The sequence below is a fragment of the Streptomyces johnsoniae genome (assembly GCF_031845565.1).
GTDB classification, from domain to species: domain Bacteria; phylum Actinomycetota; class Actinomycetes; order Streptomycetales; family Streptomycetaceae; genus Streptomyces; species Streptomyces johnsoniae.
Map to the genome: position 1 here is coordinate 17,769 of NZ_JAVREV010000025.1, position 14,223 is coordinate 31,991.

At 71.4% G+C, this 14,223-nt stretch carries 13 protein-coding genes; 2 read left to right on the forward strand and 11 right to left on the reverse strand.

Going from position 1 to position 14,223, the window contains the following annotated elements; genetic code table 11:
- Nucleotides 1-4: 4 nt before the first annotated feature.
- The 7 genes from RM779_RS31335 to RM779_RS31365 all read right to left on the reverse strand — a co-directional run bounded on the left by RM779_RS31335 (nt 5) and on the right by RM779_RS31365 (nt 7,266).
- The gene (locus RM779_RS31335) at nt 5-1,021 is read right to left on the reverse strand and encodes a helix-turn-helix transcriptional regulator (protein ID WP_311621178.1); all 1,017 of its coding nucleotides are present in this window, start codon (nt 1,019-1,021) and stop codon (nt 5-7) included.
- Between the two features lie 377 nt (nt 1,022-1,398).
- The gene (locus RM779_RS31340; protein ID WP_311621179.1) at nt 1,399-2,223 is read right to left on the reverse strand and encodes an endonuclease I family protein; all 825 of its coding nucleotides are present in this window, start codon (nt 2,221-2,223) and stop codon (nt 1,399-1,401) included.
- A gap of 139 nt (nt 2,224-2,362) precedes the next feature.
- Nucleotides 2,363-3,982, reverse strand: a complete 1,620-nt coding sequence (locus RM779_RS31345) for an alkaline phosphatase D family protein (RefSeq protein WP_311621180.1) — start codon at nt 3,980-3,982, stop codon at nt 2,363-2,365.
- A gap of 127 nt (nt 3,983-4,109) precedes the next feature.
- On the reverse strand, nt 4,110-4,946 hold the full coding sequence (locus RM779_RS31350) for an SAM-dependent methyltransferase (protein ID WP_311621226.1): 837 nt from the start codon (nt 4,944-4,946) through the stop codon (nt 4,110-4,112).
- An 8-nt stretch (nt 4,947-4,954) separates the two neighbouring features.
- Entirely contained in the window at nt 4,955-5,569 is a 615-nt protein-coding gene (locus RM779_RS31355) for a cysteine hydrolase family protein (RefSeq protein WP_311621181.1), read from the reverse strand.
- On the reverse strand, nt 5,566-6,729 hold the full coding sequence (locus RM779_RS31360; RefSeq protein WP_311621182.1) for an isocitrate/isopropylmalate family dehydrogenase: 1,164 nt from the start codon (nt 6,727-6,729) through the stop codon (nt 5,566-5,568). Before RM779_RS31360 ends, RM779_RS31355 begins: the two co-directional genes overlap by 4 nt.
- A gap of 3 nt (nt 6,730-6,732) precedes the next feature.
- Nucleotides 6,733-7,266 carry an EF-hand domain-containing protein gene (locus tag RM779_RS31365; protein WP_311621183.1) on the reverse strand — a complete coding sequence of 178 codons (534 nt, stop codon included), beginning with the start codon at nt 7,264-7,266 and terminating at the stop codon, nt 6,733-6,735.
- A gap of 285 nt (nt 7,267-7,551) precedes the next feature.
- On the opposite strand from RM779_RS31365, the gene RM779_RS31370 reads away from it, so the two are divergent.
- Both RM779_RS31370 and RM779_RS31375 read left to right on the forward strand, forming a co-directional pair.
- A complete protein-coding gene (locus RM779_RS31370) occupies nt 7,552-8,628 on the forward strand; it encodes a protein kinase family protein (protein WP_311621184.1) in 1,077 nt (358 codons plus the stop codon).
- Between the two features lie 75 nt (nt 8,629-8,703).
- On the forward strand, nt 8,704-9,429 hold the full coding sequence (locus RM779_RS31375; protein WP_311621185.1) for a vWA domain-containing protein: 726 nt from the start codon (nt 8,704-8,706) through the stop codon (nt 9,427-9,429).
- A 44-nt stretch (nt 9,430-9,473) separates the two neighbouring features.
- Here the strand turns inward: RM779_RS31375 and RM779_RS31380 are convergent, their stop codons facing one another.
- From RM779_RS31380 to RM779_RS31395, 4 genes are all read right to left on the reverse strand, one after another.
- Nucleotides 9,474-10,385: a hypothetical protein gene (locus RM779_RS31380; protein WP_311621186.1), complete on the reverse strand. Its 912-nt coding sequence runs from the start codon at nt 10,383-10,385 to the stop codon at nt 9,474-9,476.
- On the reverse strand, nt 10,382-12,487 hold the full coding sequence (locus RM779_RS31385) for a hypothetical protein (protein ID WP_311621187.1): 2,106 nt from the start codon (nt 12,485-12,487) through the stop codon (nt 10,382-10,384). The genes RM779_RS31380 and RM779_RS31385 overlap by 4 nt, the downstream gene beginning before the upstream one ends.
- Nucleotides 12,484-13,365 carry a hypothetical protein gene (locus tag RM779_RS31390; protein ID WP_311621188.1) on the reverse strand — a complete coding sequence of 294 codons (882 nt, stop codon included), beginning with the start codon at nt 13,363-13,365 and terminating at the stop codon, nt 12,484-12,486. The genes RM779_RS31385 and RM779_RS31390 overlap by 4 nt, the downstream gene beginning before the upstream one ends.
- Nucleotides 13,366-13,523: 158 nt before the next feature.
- Nucleotides 13,524-14,195, reverse strand: a complete 672-nt coding sequence (locus RM779_RS31395) for a Crp/Fnr family transcriptional regulator (RefSeq protein ID WP_311621189.1) — start codon at nt 14,193-14,195, stop codon at nt 13,524-13,526.
- Between the last annotated feature and the right edge of the window lie 28 nt (nt 14,196-14,223).

A 14,223-nucleotide genomic window follows, 5' to 3' on the forward strand; every position in this document is an offset into this window, starting at 1 on the left:
GTGATCAGGTGATCAGGGTTTGCGAGGGCGGGTGGCCGTACTGATTCCGGTAGTAGGTGGCGAACCGTCCCAGGTTCGAGAAGCCCCAGCGGTAGGCGACGTCGGAGACGGTGGCCGAGCCGTCCTGGCCGGCGGCGAGCAGGTCCTGGTGGGCCCGCGCGAGGCGGACCTCGCGGAGGTAGCCGAGCGGCGTGGTGTCCAGGTGCCGGCGGAACGCCTCCTGGAGGGCGCGCGGGCTGAGCCGGGCGGTGGCCGCCAGGTCGGCGAGGGTGTGCGGCTGGTCGGCCTGCTCCTCGACCAGGGCCATCACGCGGCGCACCGCCGCGTGCGAGACGACGCCGGTGCGCTGCGCGTCCACGCCTTCGGTGATCAGCCGCTGCGTTCCGACGAGGAGGGCGGCCGCCGTCTGCGTCAGGTGCGTGGCGACGAGCGGGTTGGTACGGGCGACGCCCTCGCCGAGCACCTCGCGGAGCACGGCCCCGGAGATGCCCGCCCAAGTCCTGGCGGCCTGTGGCGAGATGGCCCCACCCAGCGCGAACCGGGCCCGTACCGGGTCCTCCACGCCGAGCGCGTCGGCCGCGGCCCGTTCCACTGCCTCGCGGGCGAGCCGCACGGTGATCATCCGGGCGCCGGGCGACCAGTGCACCTGGAAGCCGCGGTACGGGTCCAGCACGTAGGTCTCGCCGGGGCCGACGCGGCATTCCTCCCGCCCGGGGGAACTCACCGTCACCCGGCCGTGCGTGACCTCGCAGACCAGCAGGTAGGTGCCGAGCGGCTGCGGCCTGATCAGGGTTTCGGCGCCGAGGTGCGGGGAGCCGTACTGAAGGCCGGAGACGGTGATCCCGGGGAAGCCGCTCTCGGCATACCACGCGGAGAACTCCCGGGCGTCGCCCAGGCAGTCCAGCCGGTAGGGGCTGTACGCGTTGCTGATGATGTCCCGGGTCTCTTCGAGGTCGTTGCTGTGCACGAGGGTGGTGAGCTTGCTCAGATCGCCGGGAACGGCGGCGCTGAGCTGTGCCATCGGGCTCGTTTTCCTCTCTCCGCGCATTCTCCGCGCCTTCTCCGCGTTTTCCGGCCGGGAGCCGCGTTCGGCGAGTAGCCGACGGGTGGCTCCGCGAGTAGCGTCGGGCGTGTCGATAAGTCAAGGCGCCCGAGGGTCCCGGGGCGGTTGCGGGGCAGGCGCGTCGGACAGGCACCGTCCTGGATACACGGGGGATATCCAGGGCAGCTCATCGGGGGCGGGCCCCGTCGCGCACATCGATGCAGCGGGGCCCCTCCCGAACATGAGTCATATGGTCCGGTTCACCCCTTACCCATCAGGTCCGGCGGGTAGTCGTCGTCCGGGCGCCCGATGTCGGTACCGGTACCTGTACCGTTCCGCGGCCGCGTTCCGCCGGGTCAGCCCCAGATGTCTTCGGCCCACTCGGGATGGTCTATGAACGGGTTCCTGTTGCCCTGGTAGTCCTCGAAGATCAGCTCGTTGCGGCGCTCCTCGAACGCGCTCGGCGGGTCCTGGGCGTGCCAGGCGAGCAGCGTGTCGAGCCGGCCCATGTACGGGGTGCCTCCGTTGCTGGTGTCGTTGTCGAGCTCCAGGTCCGCGAAGCCGTCGTTGCCCTCGTAGCGCACCGCCATGTAGAAGATCATCCGAGCTATGTCGCCCTTGTCCTCGTTCCTGGCCTCCCAGGAGTCGCCGTCCGTGTAGTTGCCCGGGGCCCGGGAGACGGGTGAGCCGCCGTCGTCGAAGTCCTTGTTGCCGCGCAGGCTGTTGACCTGGACGTCGGTGGGCCTGAGGTGGTGGACGTCGGTGCCGGGACCGGCCGAGGTGCCGAAGTCGCCGTGCGACTGGGGCCAGACATGCTCGCGGTTCCAGTCGCCGACGTTGCCGCCGTGCTGGTCGGCACCACGGGACTCGCCGGTGTAGAGCAGGACGACGCTGCCGGGGTCGGACGGGTCCTGGTCGGTGGCCATCAGGGCGTCCCAGACCTGGGAGTAGCTGAGCCGGGTGACGTCGGTGCTGATGATTTCGTGCAGCGCCGTCTTGAGCGACTCGCCGGTCTTGCCCTCGGCGTCGGCGTAGTAGGCGTGGTCGGCGGTGTCGGCGTGGTCGGCGGGGGCATGGGCCGCGGGGGCCGTGTCGGCGGGGGCCGTGTCGGCGGCCGCGGCGAGCGGCGGCGGCAAGGTCAGCGCCGCCGTCGACAGGCAGATGAGCAGGGTCTTGCGCATGTGGGGGCCTTTCGGTGGGGGCCGGAAGCCTGGATCCGGGAGCCGGGTTTTCGATTGTTATGCACCTGCCATGCCACTCCCGAAACTACGCGCGCAACCCGCCTGTCGCGGCTTCCGAACGGTCAGGACCCGCGAACGGTCACGCGATCGGGTCGTCGGCGCGGGTCACGCGCTGCGTTCCCGAACGGGTCAGGTACGAGCGCGTTCTGCTGCTGGTGGCCGCCGGGTCGGCGCGGTCGGAGAGCACGAAGTAGTCCATCTGCGCCCGTTCGGCGGTGACATCGAGGACCGCGTAGCCGTGTCCGTCCATGTCCACCCAGCGGACGTGCCGGTTGGCCGCCCGGACGGCCGTCTCGGCGATGCCGGACAGCGTGCGGGGCGGCACGCCGAGGGTGTCGTCGAGGTTGTCCGAGGTGACGGACGTGACCACGAACTCGGTGGCCACCGACGGCGTTCCCGGGTACAGGGCGGCGTTCAGCGGCACGTCGTTCGCCCAGTGCATGTGGATGTCGCCGGTCAGGAAGACGGTGTCGGCGATCCCCCGCTCGTGCAGGTGGCCGAGCAGCCGCTGCCGTTCGTGCGTGTAGCCGTCCCACTGGTCGGTGCCGATGGCCAGCCCGCCCGCGGGGATGCCGAGGCATTCGGCGATCGGCCCGAGGAGGAACGCGGGCAACGAGCCGAAGGCCACCGGCGAGATCATGACCGAGTTGCCGATCAGGCGCCAGCGGGCCTCGGACGCGGACAGTCCCGAGGTGAGCCAGTCCCACTGGGCGCGACCGGTGATCGTCCGGTCCCGGGAGTCGACTTCGGCGTCGCCGGTGCCGGCCTGCCGGTCGCGGAACGTGCGCAGGTCGAGGAGGTGGAGGTCGGCCAGCCGGCCGAACCGCAGCCGCCGGTAGGTCGTGCCCTCGACCGCGGGCCGCACCGGCATCCACTCGAAGTACGCCTGCACGGCGGCGGCCCGGCGCGCGCGCCACTCGCCCTCCGCGCCCGGGGTGTGGTTCTCCGCGCCGTCCCGCCAGCTGTCGTTGGCCGTCTCATGGTCGTCCCAGAGGGCGATCACCGGGTGGGCCGCGTGCAGCGCCCTGAGGTCGGGGTCGGTGCGGTAATGGCCGTGCCGGACGCGGTAGTCGGCGAGGGTCAGCACCTCGTGCGCCGGCTCCTGGCGCCGCACCGGGTCGGCCGGGTACTGGCCGGTGCCGTACTCGTAGATGTAGTCGCCGAGGTGCAGCACGGCGTGCAGGTCGGTGCGGGCGGCGAGATGACGGTAGGCGGCGAAGTGGCCCGCCTCGTAGTTGGAGCAGGAGACCACCCCGAGCCTGAGGTTGTCCGGCTCGGCCTGGTCCGCGGGCGCGGTGCGGGTGCGCCCGGCGGGCGAACGCACGCCGCTCGCCGTGAAGCGGAAGTGGTAGGCGGTGTCGGGGCGCAGGCCGCGCACATCGGCCTTGACGGTGTGGTCGGCCGCGCCGCTCGCGGTGCTCCGGCCCCGGGCGACCACCGTGCCGAAGCCCGCGTCGGTGGCGACTTCCCACTCCACCTCGACGTCGGGGCCCGCGCCCGAGCCCGGCACCGCGCCGGGCACGGGGGTGACCCGCGTCCAGAGCAGCACGCCGTCGGGCAGCGGGTCGCCGGAGGCGACGCCGTGGTGGAAGGCGGGCGCTTCGGCGGCGCCGGCCCTGGGTGCCGCGGCGAGCGGCAGGACGGCGGCGACCGCGGCGGTCGTCACGACGGCGCGGCGGGAGGGTCCGGCATGGGTCACGGCCGCCGATGCTAGGGCAGAACGGTCGAACGGGCGGGCGAATTCACGCTCCGGGAGGAAGAGTTCGTCCGCCCGTTGACGCCCGTCCGCCGGGGCGCCGCCCGGCGTGCACGGCCCGGTCCCGGGGTCAGGAAGTGGTGCGGGCGGCGAAGATCCAGCGGTTGGTCGCGAGGGCGTCGTCGGGCTCGGGGAGCGGGCCGCGGCCGTAGCGGCGGGTGTAGTCGAACGGGGTGCGGACCGCGGTGGACCAGGCCCGCGCCGCCAGGGTGGCGGCGGAGTCGGGGCGGGGATCGCGGTCGAAGAGGGCGAGCAGGTCCACGCCCGTCTGGCGTTCGGTCGAGGAGTAGACCGGGTGGTTCCGCGCGCCGGGCGGCGGCGCCGCGAGTTTCACCTCGTAGGCCAGCGCGCTGCCCGCCGTGCTCAGCCGGTCGACCGTGTCGACGAGGCGCCGTTCCGCGGCGTGCGGGAGGTAGAGCAGGAGCCCTTCGGCCAGCCAGGTGGTCGGGGCGGCCGGGTCGAAGCCGGCGCCGGTCAGCGCGCCGGACCACTCGGTGCTCAGGTCGGCGGCGACGGGGATGCGCGCCGCCCGGGGGGTGGCGCGCAGCCCGTCGAGCACCTTGCGCTTGAACGCCAGCACTTCCGCCCGGTCGATCTCGAAGACCGCGCAGCCGGGCGGCCAGTCGAGGCGGAACGCCCGCGCGTCAAGACCCGCGCCGAGGAGGACCACCTGGCGGGCGCCCGCCCGCGCGGAGCGGAGGGTGAAGTCGTCGAGGACCCTGGTCCGCAGCCCGAAGTAACGTCCCAGGCGCCCCCACAGCGGATTCGTGTCGCCGCCCGGCACCTCACCCGGGCGGAGGGGCCACCGTGCGGACGCCCGCGCGGCGCGTACGAAGTGCTCGGCGAAACGGTCCTGCGCCAGGGCGTCGTCGCGGTAGGTCTCGATGGCCCGCGCCGCGGCGACCATCAGCGCGGTCAGCCCGACGCCGCGCTCGACGCCGGCCACGCCGCCTCCTCGGGTCGCGCCCACGCGTCCTCGCGGTCGTGGGTGGTGGTGCGCGCGCCGTACACCAGGCCCATGAACCGCAGGATCTCCTCGTCCGGCAGGTGCAGGCTCACGGTGCAGTCGGTCAGGACCGTGAGGTGAAAGCCCTTCTGGAACGCCGTCCGCGCCGTGGAGTCGACGCATACGTCCGTGAACAGCCCGGCGAGAACGAGGTGTTCGACGCCGCGACCGCGGAGGTGATCCTCGAACCCCTCGCTGAGGAACGCGTCGAAGCAGGCCCGTTTGGTGAAGACGCGTTCGCCGGGGGCCGGGGCCGTCCGCTCGTGGAACGCGGCCCCCGGGGTGCCTTCGCGGCACTTGGGCTGCTTGCCGAGCAGGCGGTCCCGGTGCCGCCAGCTCGGCCGCTGGTGCGCGACGTCTCCGGTGAACCGGACGAAGACCACCTCGGTACCGCGGCCCCGGGCCAGGTCGATGGCGCGGGCGGTGTTCGTCGTCACGGCGGGCGCCCTGGCCGCGGCCGGCGCCGCGCAGAAGTCGTTCTGCATGTCGATGATCACCAGCGCCGTTCCCGTGCGGGGCGTCATGAGCCGGCGACCGGTGCGGGACCGGCGGGCTTCCGCGGCTCGGGCGCGCCGGGGCGCACGCCGGCGAGCGCGCCCGGCAGCACGTCGGCGAGCGCGCCCGGCAGCACGTCGAGGAACGCGTCCACGACCGCCGTCGTCGAGTGCCGTCCGCCGAGGTCCCGGGTGAGGATGCCGCGGGCCCTGACGGACTTCAGGGCCCGCTCCGCCGCCTCGACCGCGCCGGGGCAGCCGGCGTGCCGTTCGGCGATGGCCGCGGCGGCGCGCAGGGTGGCCACCGGGTTGACCGCGTCCCGGTCCGCGAGGTCGTCGGCGGAACCGTGCACCGTCTGGTACTCGACGAGACCGGCCACCCCGGGATGCAGGTGGACGTTCTCCGTGTAACGGCTCTCCTGCCGCTCGGAGCCGAACCGGTCCAGCAGCACGACGTGCATGATGTCGGCCCACTCGTTCCCCGCGATGATCAGGGTGCGGTCGGCGGGACCGTGTTCGATCAGGTCGCGGTTCACCGTGTCCGGCTGGAACAATTCGAGCCGCACGCCGTGCCGTTCGGCCAGATCCGCGACCCACGCGTCGAGGGCGCCGTCCAGCAGGTGGAACTTGTAGGCCATGACGATCCGGCCCGCGCCGCACCCGGGCCACTGCCGCCGGGCCCGCTCCAGGGCGAGCGCGACGACCTTGCCGGTGATCTCGCGGCTGAACGACATGGTGCGGGTGACCGTTCCCGGGGAGTGGTCGTTCTCGCCGGTGTAGAAGCCCTGGGCCTCGTCGCGGACCAGCAGCATCGACGTGCCGCCGCTGCCCAGGGGATCGACCTTCACCGCCTGGAGGCGCTGCCGCACCAGGTACAGCGACTGGGCGTTGATGGCGGTGCGGAAGACGGCGGTGGTGCCGGCGCCGGCCCGCGTCCGGCAGAAGCGCTCGTAGTGCTCGGCGTCGGCGTGGGTGAGGCGGCGGGCGTGCTCGATCCCGCCCGCCGCCCTGAGGGACACGTAGGAGTGATAGGTCCTCGGTGAACGAGCGATACCGATGTCGACCGCATAGGACCGGGCGAGCTCGTGCATGACCCGTTCGAAGACGGCCGCCAGCTCGGGCCCGGTGCCGCGGCCGACGGCGAGGCCGATCACCGGCCCCGCCGCGCGCCGCTCGACGCTGCGCTCCATAACTCAGGCCGCCGCGTCTCCGACCAGGTGGTCCCCTGGAATGCCCGCCTTGTCCGGCGCGTAGTAGTCCTTGATGCCGTCGGCCCAGGTCACCACGGGGATGCGGTCCGCGTCCGAGGGGCCGAAGGCGTCGAAAAGCGCGTCGATGTTGGCACGTTCGAACCCGATGGCTTCCATGAGCGCTGCGAACCGGTCCCGTTCGACGAGTCCGTCGCCGTCCGGGTCCCCGAGCGCGGCGAGCGCCTCGGCGAATCCGGTGACGGTCTCGTCGAAGCGCTCGGGCGACAGCACGCACGCGGTGTACTCGTCGAAGTCGACCCCGCCGTCTCGATCGGCGTCCAATTCGGCGGAGAGCGTGGCCCAGTAGCGGCGGAAGGCGTCGTTCATCGCGCTCTTCGCCGGCTCGGCCGAGTCGTGCGCCGCCTCGGCGACGCGCTGTGCCATGAGCTCGAAGTCCTCGGCCTCGATGCGGCCATTGCCATTGACGTCCAGCAGGGAGAACACGAGTTTGACGCGGCTGATCGCTTCTGCACGCATGATTCCTTCACCTTGCTTCCGGTCGTCGCCCGATGATCGGCGCGGGGAGATACGATGTGCTCACTATCCGTTCGGCATGGGCCAGTTGGGCGAGAAGAACGGCACAGTTCACCTGAAAGGGTGGAGCGCGCGGGACGTCGGGTTTCGCGGGGGCTCCTGGCTCACCCGGGCGCGCGCCCGAACATCGAGCTACGTGTCGAATGTGGTCGCAGCTTGGCTCAGATGTGCCGCCGCCGCGGGATTGAGGCCGGCATCCGGGTGGAGGCAGCAGTGGAAGTCCCTGACATGTCGCACGGTGCGCGTCTCACCGCCCATGGTGCCGTCTCCACATCCCTGGCCCTGTGCAGTGACCGCGCACTGCGCGAACTCGTGGACACGGCCGAGCCGATCGGGTCCGGTATCGGCGGGAAGTCATCCTTGCTGGAGATCGCCGGAATCCCAGTCTTCGTGAAGCGGGTGCCCGTCACCGACTTGGAGAGGCGACCTGAGCACGTCCGGTCCACGGCGAACCTGTTCGAGCTGCCCGTCTTCTGCCACTACGGCGTCGGCACCCTCGCGGGGCCGGGCTTCGGGGTCTGGAGAGAACTCGCCGTGCACACCATGACGACGAACTGGGTGCTGGCGGCGGAACACGAGGGCTTTCCGCTGATGTACCACTGGCGAGTACTGCCGGACTCGACGCCCCTGCCCGGGGACCTGGCCGACATCGAACGGGCTGTCGCTTACCGGGGCGGCGGATCGCAGGTACGCCGCCGGATCGAGGCTCTCCAGCAGTCGTCGGCGAGCGTCGCGCTGTTCCTGGAGTACATCCCGCGGAACCTGCACCAGTGGCTGGGCACCCAGGTCGAAGCAAGCGACGAGGTCGCCAACCGGGCCTGTGCCATGGTGGAGAGAGAACTGGCCGCCGGTGTTGCGTTCATGAACAACCGCCGACTCCTGCATTTCGACGCGCACTTCGAGAACATTCTGACTGATGGTCAGCGTCTTTACTTCGCAGACTACGGCCTCGCGATCTCCTCCCGGTTCGAGCTGTCGCAGGACGAAGCCAGCTTCTTCGACCGGCATCAGACCTACGACCGCTGTTACACCGCCACGTATCTGGTGAACTGGCTGGTCACCGCCCTGTTCGGATACCGGAGGGAGGACCGGGACGGCCGCTACGAGCTGGTGCGCGCCTTCGCGGAGGGCAAGCGTCCCACCGGAATCCCGGAGGAGGCCGCGGCGATCCTCACCCGGCACGCGCCGATCGCGGCCGTGATATCGGACTTCAACCTCAAGTTCCAGCGCCGGAGCCGGCAGACCCCCTATCCGCTGGAGGAGATCCGCCGGCTCGACCGCACGCACAGCCCATCCGTCGACTGACGCACCCTGCCCGACGGGCGGTGGTAGCGTTCCGCATCCCCGGGGTGGGGTACCGGACGGTGAGAGGGGCGGGTCATGTCGGCTGCGGTCGGTCTGGAGAAGGTGCGGGCGGTTGCCGGGGAGGGGTTGGTGCCGGCCTACGAGGCGGCCCGCGTGTCCCTGGAGAAGTCGGGGCTCGGCGGGCAGCGGGCGGCCGTGTACCTCGTGCTCGACCGGTCGGGGTCCATGCGGCCCTACTACCGGGACGGTAGCGTGCAGCGGCTCGCCGAGCAGGTCCTCGCGCTGTCCGCGCACCTCGACGACGACGGTGTCGTGCCGTTGGTCTTCTTCTCCACCGGCGTGGACGGCGTCGCGGACCTCTCCCTCGGTGACTACCGCGGACGCATCGAGACGCTGCACGCCTCCCTGGGCCACATGGGCCGCACCAACTACCACGTGGCGATGCAGGCGGTACTCGACCACCATGCCGCCACGGGCGCCGAACAGCCCGCCCTCGTCATCTTCCAGACCGACGGGGGCCCGACGTCCCGTTCCGCCGCGGAGCAGCTGCTGTGCTCCTCGGCGCGGCTGCCGGTCTTCTGGCAGTTCATCGGGTTCGGGGACCCGGACGACAAGCAGTTCGCCTTCCTGCACAAGCTGGACGACCTGCCGGTGCCGGCCAGGAGGCCGGTGGACAACGCCGGGTTCTTCCCGGCCGGGACCACCCCGGGCGCGTGGCCGGACGGGCAGCTGTACGACCGGCTGACGGTCGAGTTCCCCCACTGGCTCACCGCCGCCCGCACGGCCGGAATCCTGCGCTGAACGCCCCTGGCCCCCGCCGGGCGGCGGGGGCCAGGGGCCAGAGGTCAGGGGTGACCGTCGCCGCTCTCCCACCCGTTCCAGTCGGGCGGCGGTTCTTCTTCGACGGGCATGCCGCGGCCCAGACTGACGAGGCGGTCACGGAGCAGTTTCGCCAGTTCCCGCCGTTCCTCCTCCGACAGCGCCCCGAGCAGCCCGGCCATGTCGTCCTGCCAGCCGGACTTCTCCTTGAGCAACGCGCGGTTGTGGACCGTCCAGTCGAGTACGTCCTTGACCTGGTCCGGCTGCCGGGAAAGCCAGAGTGCAGCAAGCGAAACGGGGCCGCGCCGCAGCGCGTAGAGGCAGAAGTCGTACTCCTCGCGGCTATTGGCCGACCAGGCCGACGGGAAGCCTCCGCCACCCGATGGAGCGAGGAGCACCTCGGAGTCCCCGGCGCGGGTGCGGACGTCGATGACGCGGTAGGCGAGCCCCCGGTCGCCGATCTCCCGGGTCACGGCCAAGTGGCGTGTTATCTCGGCGGCATCAAGATGGCGCGCCGCCGCGGCATAGTCGGCCTGCAGTTCCCGCAGGCGCTGCTCCAAGTCCGTGCGGACGACGTCCCAGCCGTAGGCCGTCTGGGTCAGCACCACCTGAACGGGATCGTGGACGTACCACAGTGCGTGGACCGTAACCGGCAGCGGCGGACCGTGCTCGTCCGGCAGCCGGATGGGCAGGGCCCCCGGCTGTTCGGTGACCTGCACGTACCAGGCCGCGTCGTAGCCACCGAAGGCACGCGGCGCGCTGCCGGCCTGCCTGCCCTGGGGCCACATGACCTGGAACTGCCCGCCGGCTTCGCGCAGCACCAGCGCGAGGTCCTGCGTGGCGCCCCACCGTTGCCGCATGACTTCGCGCCACGGTGACCGCACCGCCGGCATGAACAGGGCGCCCACGTCTCCCCTTGTCGTGAAGTGCTGCGTCACGCGGTCCTCCCGTATCGCCAGGTATTCAGTGCCTCGCGGGCGATGTCGCCACCGGCGAGGCGTACGTCGTGTCGCTCGTCCGATTCGTCGATCAGCACGAAGAGGCGCAGTTCCCCGTGCCGCACGACCCGGGCGAGAGCGGTCAGCAGCGCCTCGACCGCGGCGCCGCGCCGGTCGTCCCCCAGGGCGCCCTGAGTGCACCATGCGAGCAGTACCGATGCGGTGTCCGGAAACAGCGAGTCGTCGTTGAGCGTCCGGCGGATGAGGCCGGTGATCCGTTCCGGTGCCTCCGGCACGTCCCCCGCGCCGAGCAGTTGATCGGCGAACCACCGCGCGTCGAAGGTCAGCAAGTCCTGGAAGGCTCTCAGGGCGAGTGCGCCATCCTCCGACCTGTCCTCGGCCCACGCGGCCAGGCACTCGAACACAGCCGGCTGATTACCCGACAAGGACAAGGTGATCAGGGCGTTTCGCACGGCCTGGGCAACCGTTCCCTCGTGCGCATCGTCCTGCGCCCGGTCACGGCCGAGCCGCCGCAGGAGGCGCAGTGCCTGTGCCGGTCGGGACACGCCGAACTCGGTCGCGCAGGCGTAGGCGACGGTCGAACGCAGCTGCCAGCTTTTGGCATTGCTCCAGCCGTAGAGGCGGTGTCTCACCTCCCCGGCGAGCACGGGGTCCTCCGCGGCCCGGCCGAGCGCGTACGCCGCGATGCCACGCGTGGTCCTGCGGTCGTGCAGGGCGAGTTCGCCGATGTGGGCCAGTGCGCCGCGACCGCCGCCCCAGCGGGCAGCCATGCCCATGACGCGGCCCACCGGGTGCACCAGGTCGTCCTCCGCCGGGACACTTTTCAGCCAGTCGGTCAGGAGTCGCGACATGTGGCCGTACTCGCGCCAGACATGCCTCAGCACGACATCTGCGCGCCGGTGCCTGGTGAACCGGACAGGCTCCGCGGTGTAGTCGTAGCCGGAGGATGACTGGATTTCGGGCGGGTGCCGGCGGGCCCCGATGTCGCGCAGCAGGTCGGTCAGGGATTTTCGGAAGACGAACTCGGGGTTGGGCCTCGACCGCTCCTCCGCTTCGCTGCCCACCAGCTCGGAGTCGAGACGTCCGTCCGCCAGGCGGAGCAACCGGTTCGCCTCCTCCCGGACGAGGCGGTGATCGAGCCCTTCGAATACGCACGTCGCCAGGAGGAACGCGAGACTGTCCGCGTCCTCCCGAAGGTCGTGGAGCAGCCGGGGCGCCTCCTCGGCGGCCAAGAAGCTCAGCCGTTCCCGCAGCGCGTCGGCATCCGTATGGCCCGAGGCCAGCTCGGCGACCAGCTCCGCCACTTGAGCGGGGACCAGCTCGGGGACCAGCAACTCTTCCAGCAGGCCGGGGGCGAGCGCCGCGTGCAGGCGGGCGCGTTCGGCGGCGTTCGGCACCGCGTGTTCGAGCCTGGCGTCGAACACCGCCCGGGGTGGCGGCGGCTCGCACAGTACGGGTGTGATGTCGAGCTCGCGCCTCAGCTCGCCGGCCAGCTCCGGGCCGCCGGAGAGGACGATGACCATGTACGCCTGCGTCTTGCGCAGTTGCGCCCGCAAGCGTTCGAGGACCATGCGCTTGGGCGGCTGGTGAAGCCTCAGCCCGTCGACAAGGTAGCCGCGGACTTCGCTGTTGTCGGGGCGCCACTCGGCGAGGTCGACATCGCTGTCCACCGCATGCAGAACGAGGCTGCCGCTTCGCCTCGTCAGCAGGTTCAGCGCCGCGGTGCGGCGGCCGGTGCCCTGGGGGCCGGTGAGGAAGAGAACACGCGACCCGAGTTCCGCGAGCGCTTCGGGAAACCAGGCCGGTTCGGCGAATCCGGCTCCGGCCCGGGTGATCTCCTCCGATGAGATGGGGCCTTCACGCGGTTGGACGCGTCCGTCGTTCGAACGGCCACCCGGGATACCGTGGTTGCCGAGGCGCTGGCCGCCGTGTACCGGGCCGAGGTTGATCACCCCGTTGGGGGCGATCAGGAACTGCGACGGTTCGCCTGCGGCGGGGAGGGCCCCGGGGCCGCCGGGCGGGGTCGTGGCGTCGGGCGTCCCGTCGTCCTGGGCCGGCTCGGGCCCGGCCTCGGAGCTCAACGCCGCCCCTCGTGGTTGCCGCCCTGGACGGCGTTGTTGTTGAGCGTCTGCCCGCCGTGGACCGGGCCCGCGTTGACGAAGCCGTGGTCGGCCCGGTTCACCACGGAGGGCGGGGGCGAGCCGGAGGCGTCCTGGCCGGGGCCTTCGGCGTCCCCCTGGGCGTTCCCCTCTTCGACCACCCGGTCGCCCAGGATGTGACGGTCGTAAAGGTTGCCGGACGGCACCGGTACGTAGAGCCACGCCTGTTGCGCGAACCTCTTGCCCGCCACCGTCGCAGGCACCTCGATGAAGTAGTCCTCGTGCCGGCCGGCATACCCGCTCACGACCGCGTCCTGGTAGCAGCGGTCGGAGAGGATAGCGACGACTTGGGTGGTGTTCTCGCTGGATGACGCCAGCACCGCCTTGACCGGGCGGGAGTCGAGCAGGCGGTGCGTGTCGTTCCGCGGGGTGCCGTTGCCGTCGAACTCGTCACCCGAGTCCGGCAGCGGACCGATGTGGAGGCTGACGCGGAGGCGGATGCGGACCGTGCCGGTCGAGTGCACGTTGAACTCGGTGAGCACGTCCTGGAGGGCGTGCAGCCACGGATGGATCACAAAGGGCATGGCCGACGGATCGAAGCCGAACACGTACCCGTCGCCCGTCGAATTGGGGAACTTGCGGTCCGACCACACCTCGGTGAGCCCGGCGCGCTCGAAGGAGAACTGGAGCAGTTGGGGGATGGTCCGGCTGATGATGCCGTGCTCGATGGCCCGGTGGCCGGTGAAGTCCTTCGCATCGACGGCGACGATCCCGCAGTACGGCGGAAGCCGCCGACTCGTGGCATGGGGCAGCGCCGGGGTGCCGGGAACGGGCCGGAGCGCGTGGCTCGGTTCTGACATGGGAGTCTCCTCGCGATGTACGGACGGGGGGAACGGAACGGTGCCCGCCGACGGGCCTCGGCGTTCCGCACCACGGCAGCCTCGTCGAGGGGAGCGCCGCCGTACGCACTCACAGTGCGCAGCGAGGGTGAAGAGAGCCACACCGCCACGGCCGGGGCTCAGTCCGCCAGGCCCTCGGACACGCGGCGCAGTGCGGTCAGGTCGGTGATCACGATGCGTCCGCGCCTCGCGTGCACGCCGCTGGCCTCAAGACCGGCGAGCTGGGCCGTGACCGTGTTGCGGGAAGCCCTGAGGTACTGGGCCAGTTCCTGTCGCGTGAGCGCGAGTTCGAGGGACTGGCCGCTGCTGTCCGCGGAATCCCCGGATTGTCCCGAGATCTCCGCGACGCGTACCAGGATGGCGGCCAGCCGGGTCAGCACGGCGCCGCCCGACCGAGCCCGGTCCGATTCGCTCAGACGTGCGAGCGCATAGCGCATCAGGGCGGGAGAGAGGTCGTGCTTGGCGACGAACCGCAGGAACTCCGCTCTGCTCATGACGGCCACGCAGCAACGCGTCAGGGTCTCCACGCTCGCCAGCCGGCCACCGCCGCCGAGCACCGCGACCTCGCCCAGCAGTTCGCCCGGACCGCGAAAGGCAAGCAGGGTCAGTTCGCCGTTCCGCTCCGCCCGTACGACCTTGGCCACTCCGCTGCGCACGGCCAGCACGTGCGTGCCTGACTCACCCTGGTGCATCAGCACGCTGCCTGCCGGATGCCAGCGATCGAACGCCAAGGCGAGGAGGTCGCCCCACACCGTTTCACCAACGAAATCCCGCAGGGTCCGGTTGGTCATGCACCGACCCTAGGGACCTCGGCTCCGT

Excerpts from the sequence above, each read along its gene's own strand:
- RM779_RS31335 (WP_311621178.1), bottom strand. The coding sequence starts at position 1,021 with ATGGCACAGCTCAGCGCCGCCGTTCCCGGCGATCTGAGCAAGCTCACC.
- RM779_RS31340 (WP_311621179.1), bottom strand. The coding sequence starts at position 2,223 with ATGCGCAAGACCCTGCTCATCTGCCTGTCGACGGCGGCGCTGACCTTG.
- RM779_RS31350 (WP_311621226.1), bottom strand. The coding sequence starts at position 4,946 with ATGGTCGCCGCGGCGCGGGCCATCGAGACCTACCGCGACGACGCCCTG.
- RM779_RS31355 (WP_311621181.1), bottom strand. The coding sequence starts at position 5,569 with ATGACGCCCCGCACGGGAACGGCGCTGGTGATCATCGACATGCAGAAC.
- RM779_RS31360 (WP_311621182.1), bottom strand. The coding sequence starts at position 6,729 with ATGGAGCGCAGCGTCGAGCGGCGCGCGGCGGGGCCGGTGATCGGCCTC.
- RM779_RS31365 (WP_311621183.1), bottom strand. The coding sequence starts at position 7,266 with ATGCGTGCAGAAGCGATCAGCCGCGTCAAACTCGTGTTCTCCCTGCTG.
- RM779_RS31370 (WP_311621184.1), top strand. The coding sequence starts at position 7,552 with ATGTCGCACGGTGCGCGTCTCACCGCCCATGGTGCCGTCTCCACATCC.
- RM779_RS31375 (WP_311621185.1), top strand. The coding sequence starts at position 8,704 with ATGTCGGCTGCGGTCGGTCTGGAGAAGGTGCGGGCGGTTGCCGGGGAG.
- RM779_RS31390 (WP_311621188.1), bottom strand. The coding sequence starts at position 13,365 with ATGTCAGAACCGAGCCACGCGCTCCGGCCCGTTCCCGGCACCCCGGCG.
- RM779_RS31395 (WP_311621189.1), bottom strand. The coding sequence starts at position 14,195 with ATGACCAACCGGACCCTGCGGGATTTCGTTGGTGAAACGGTGTGGGGC.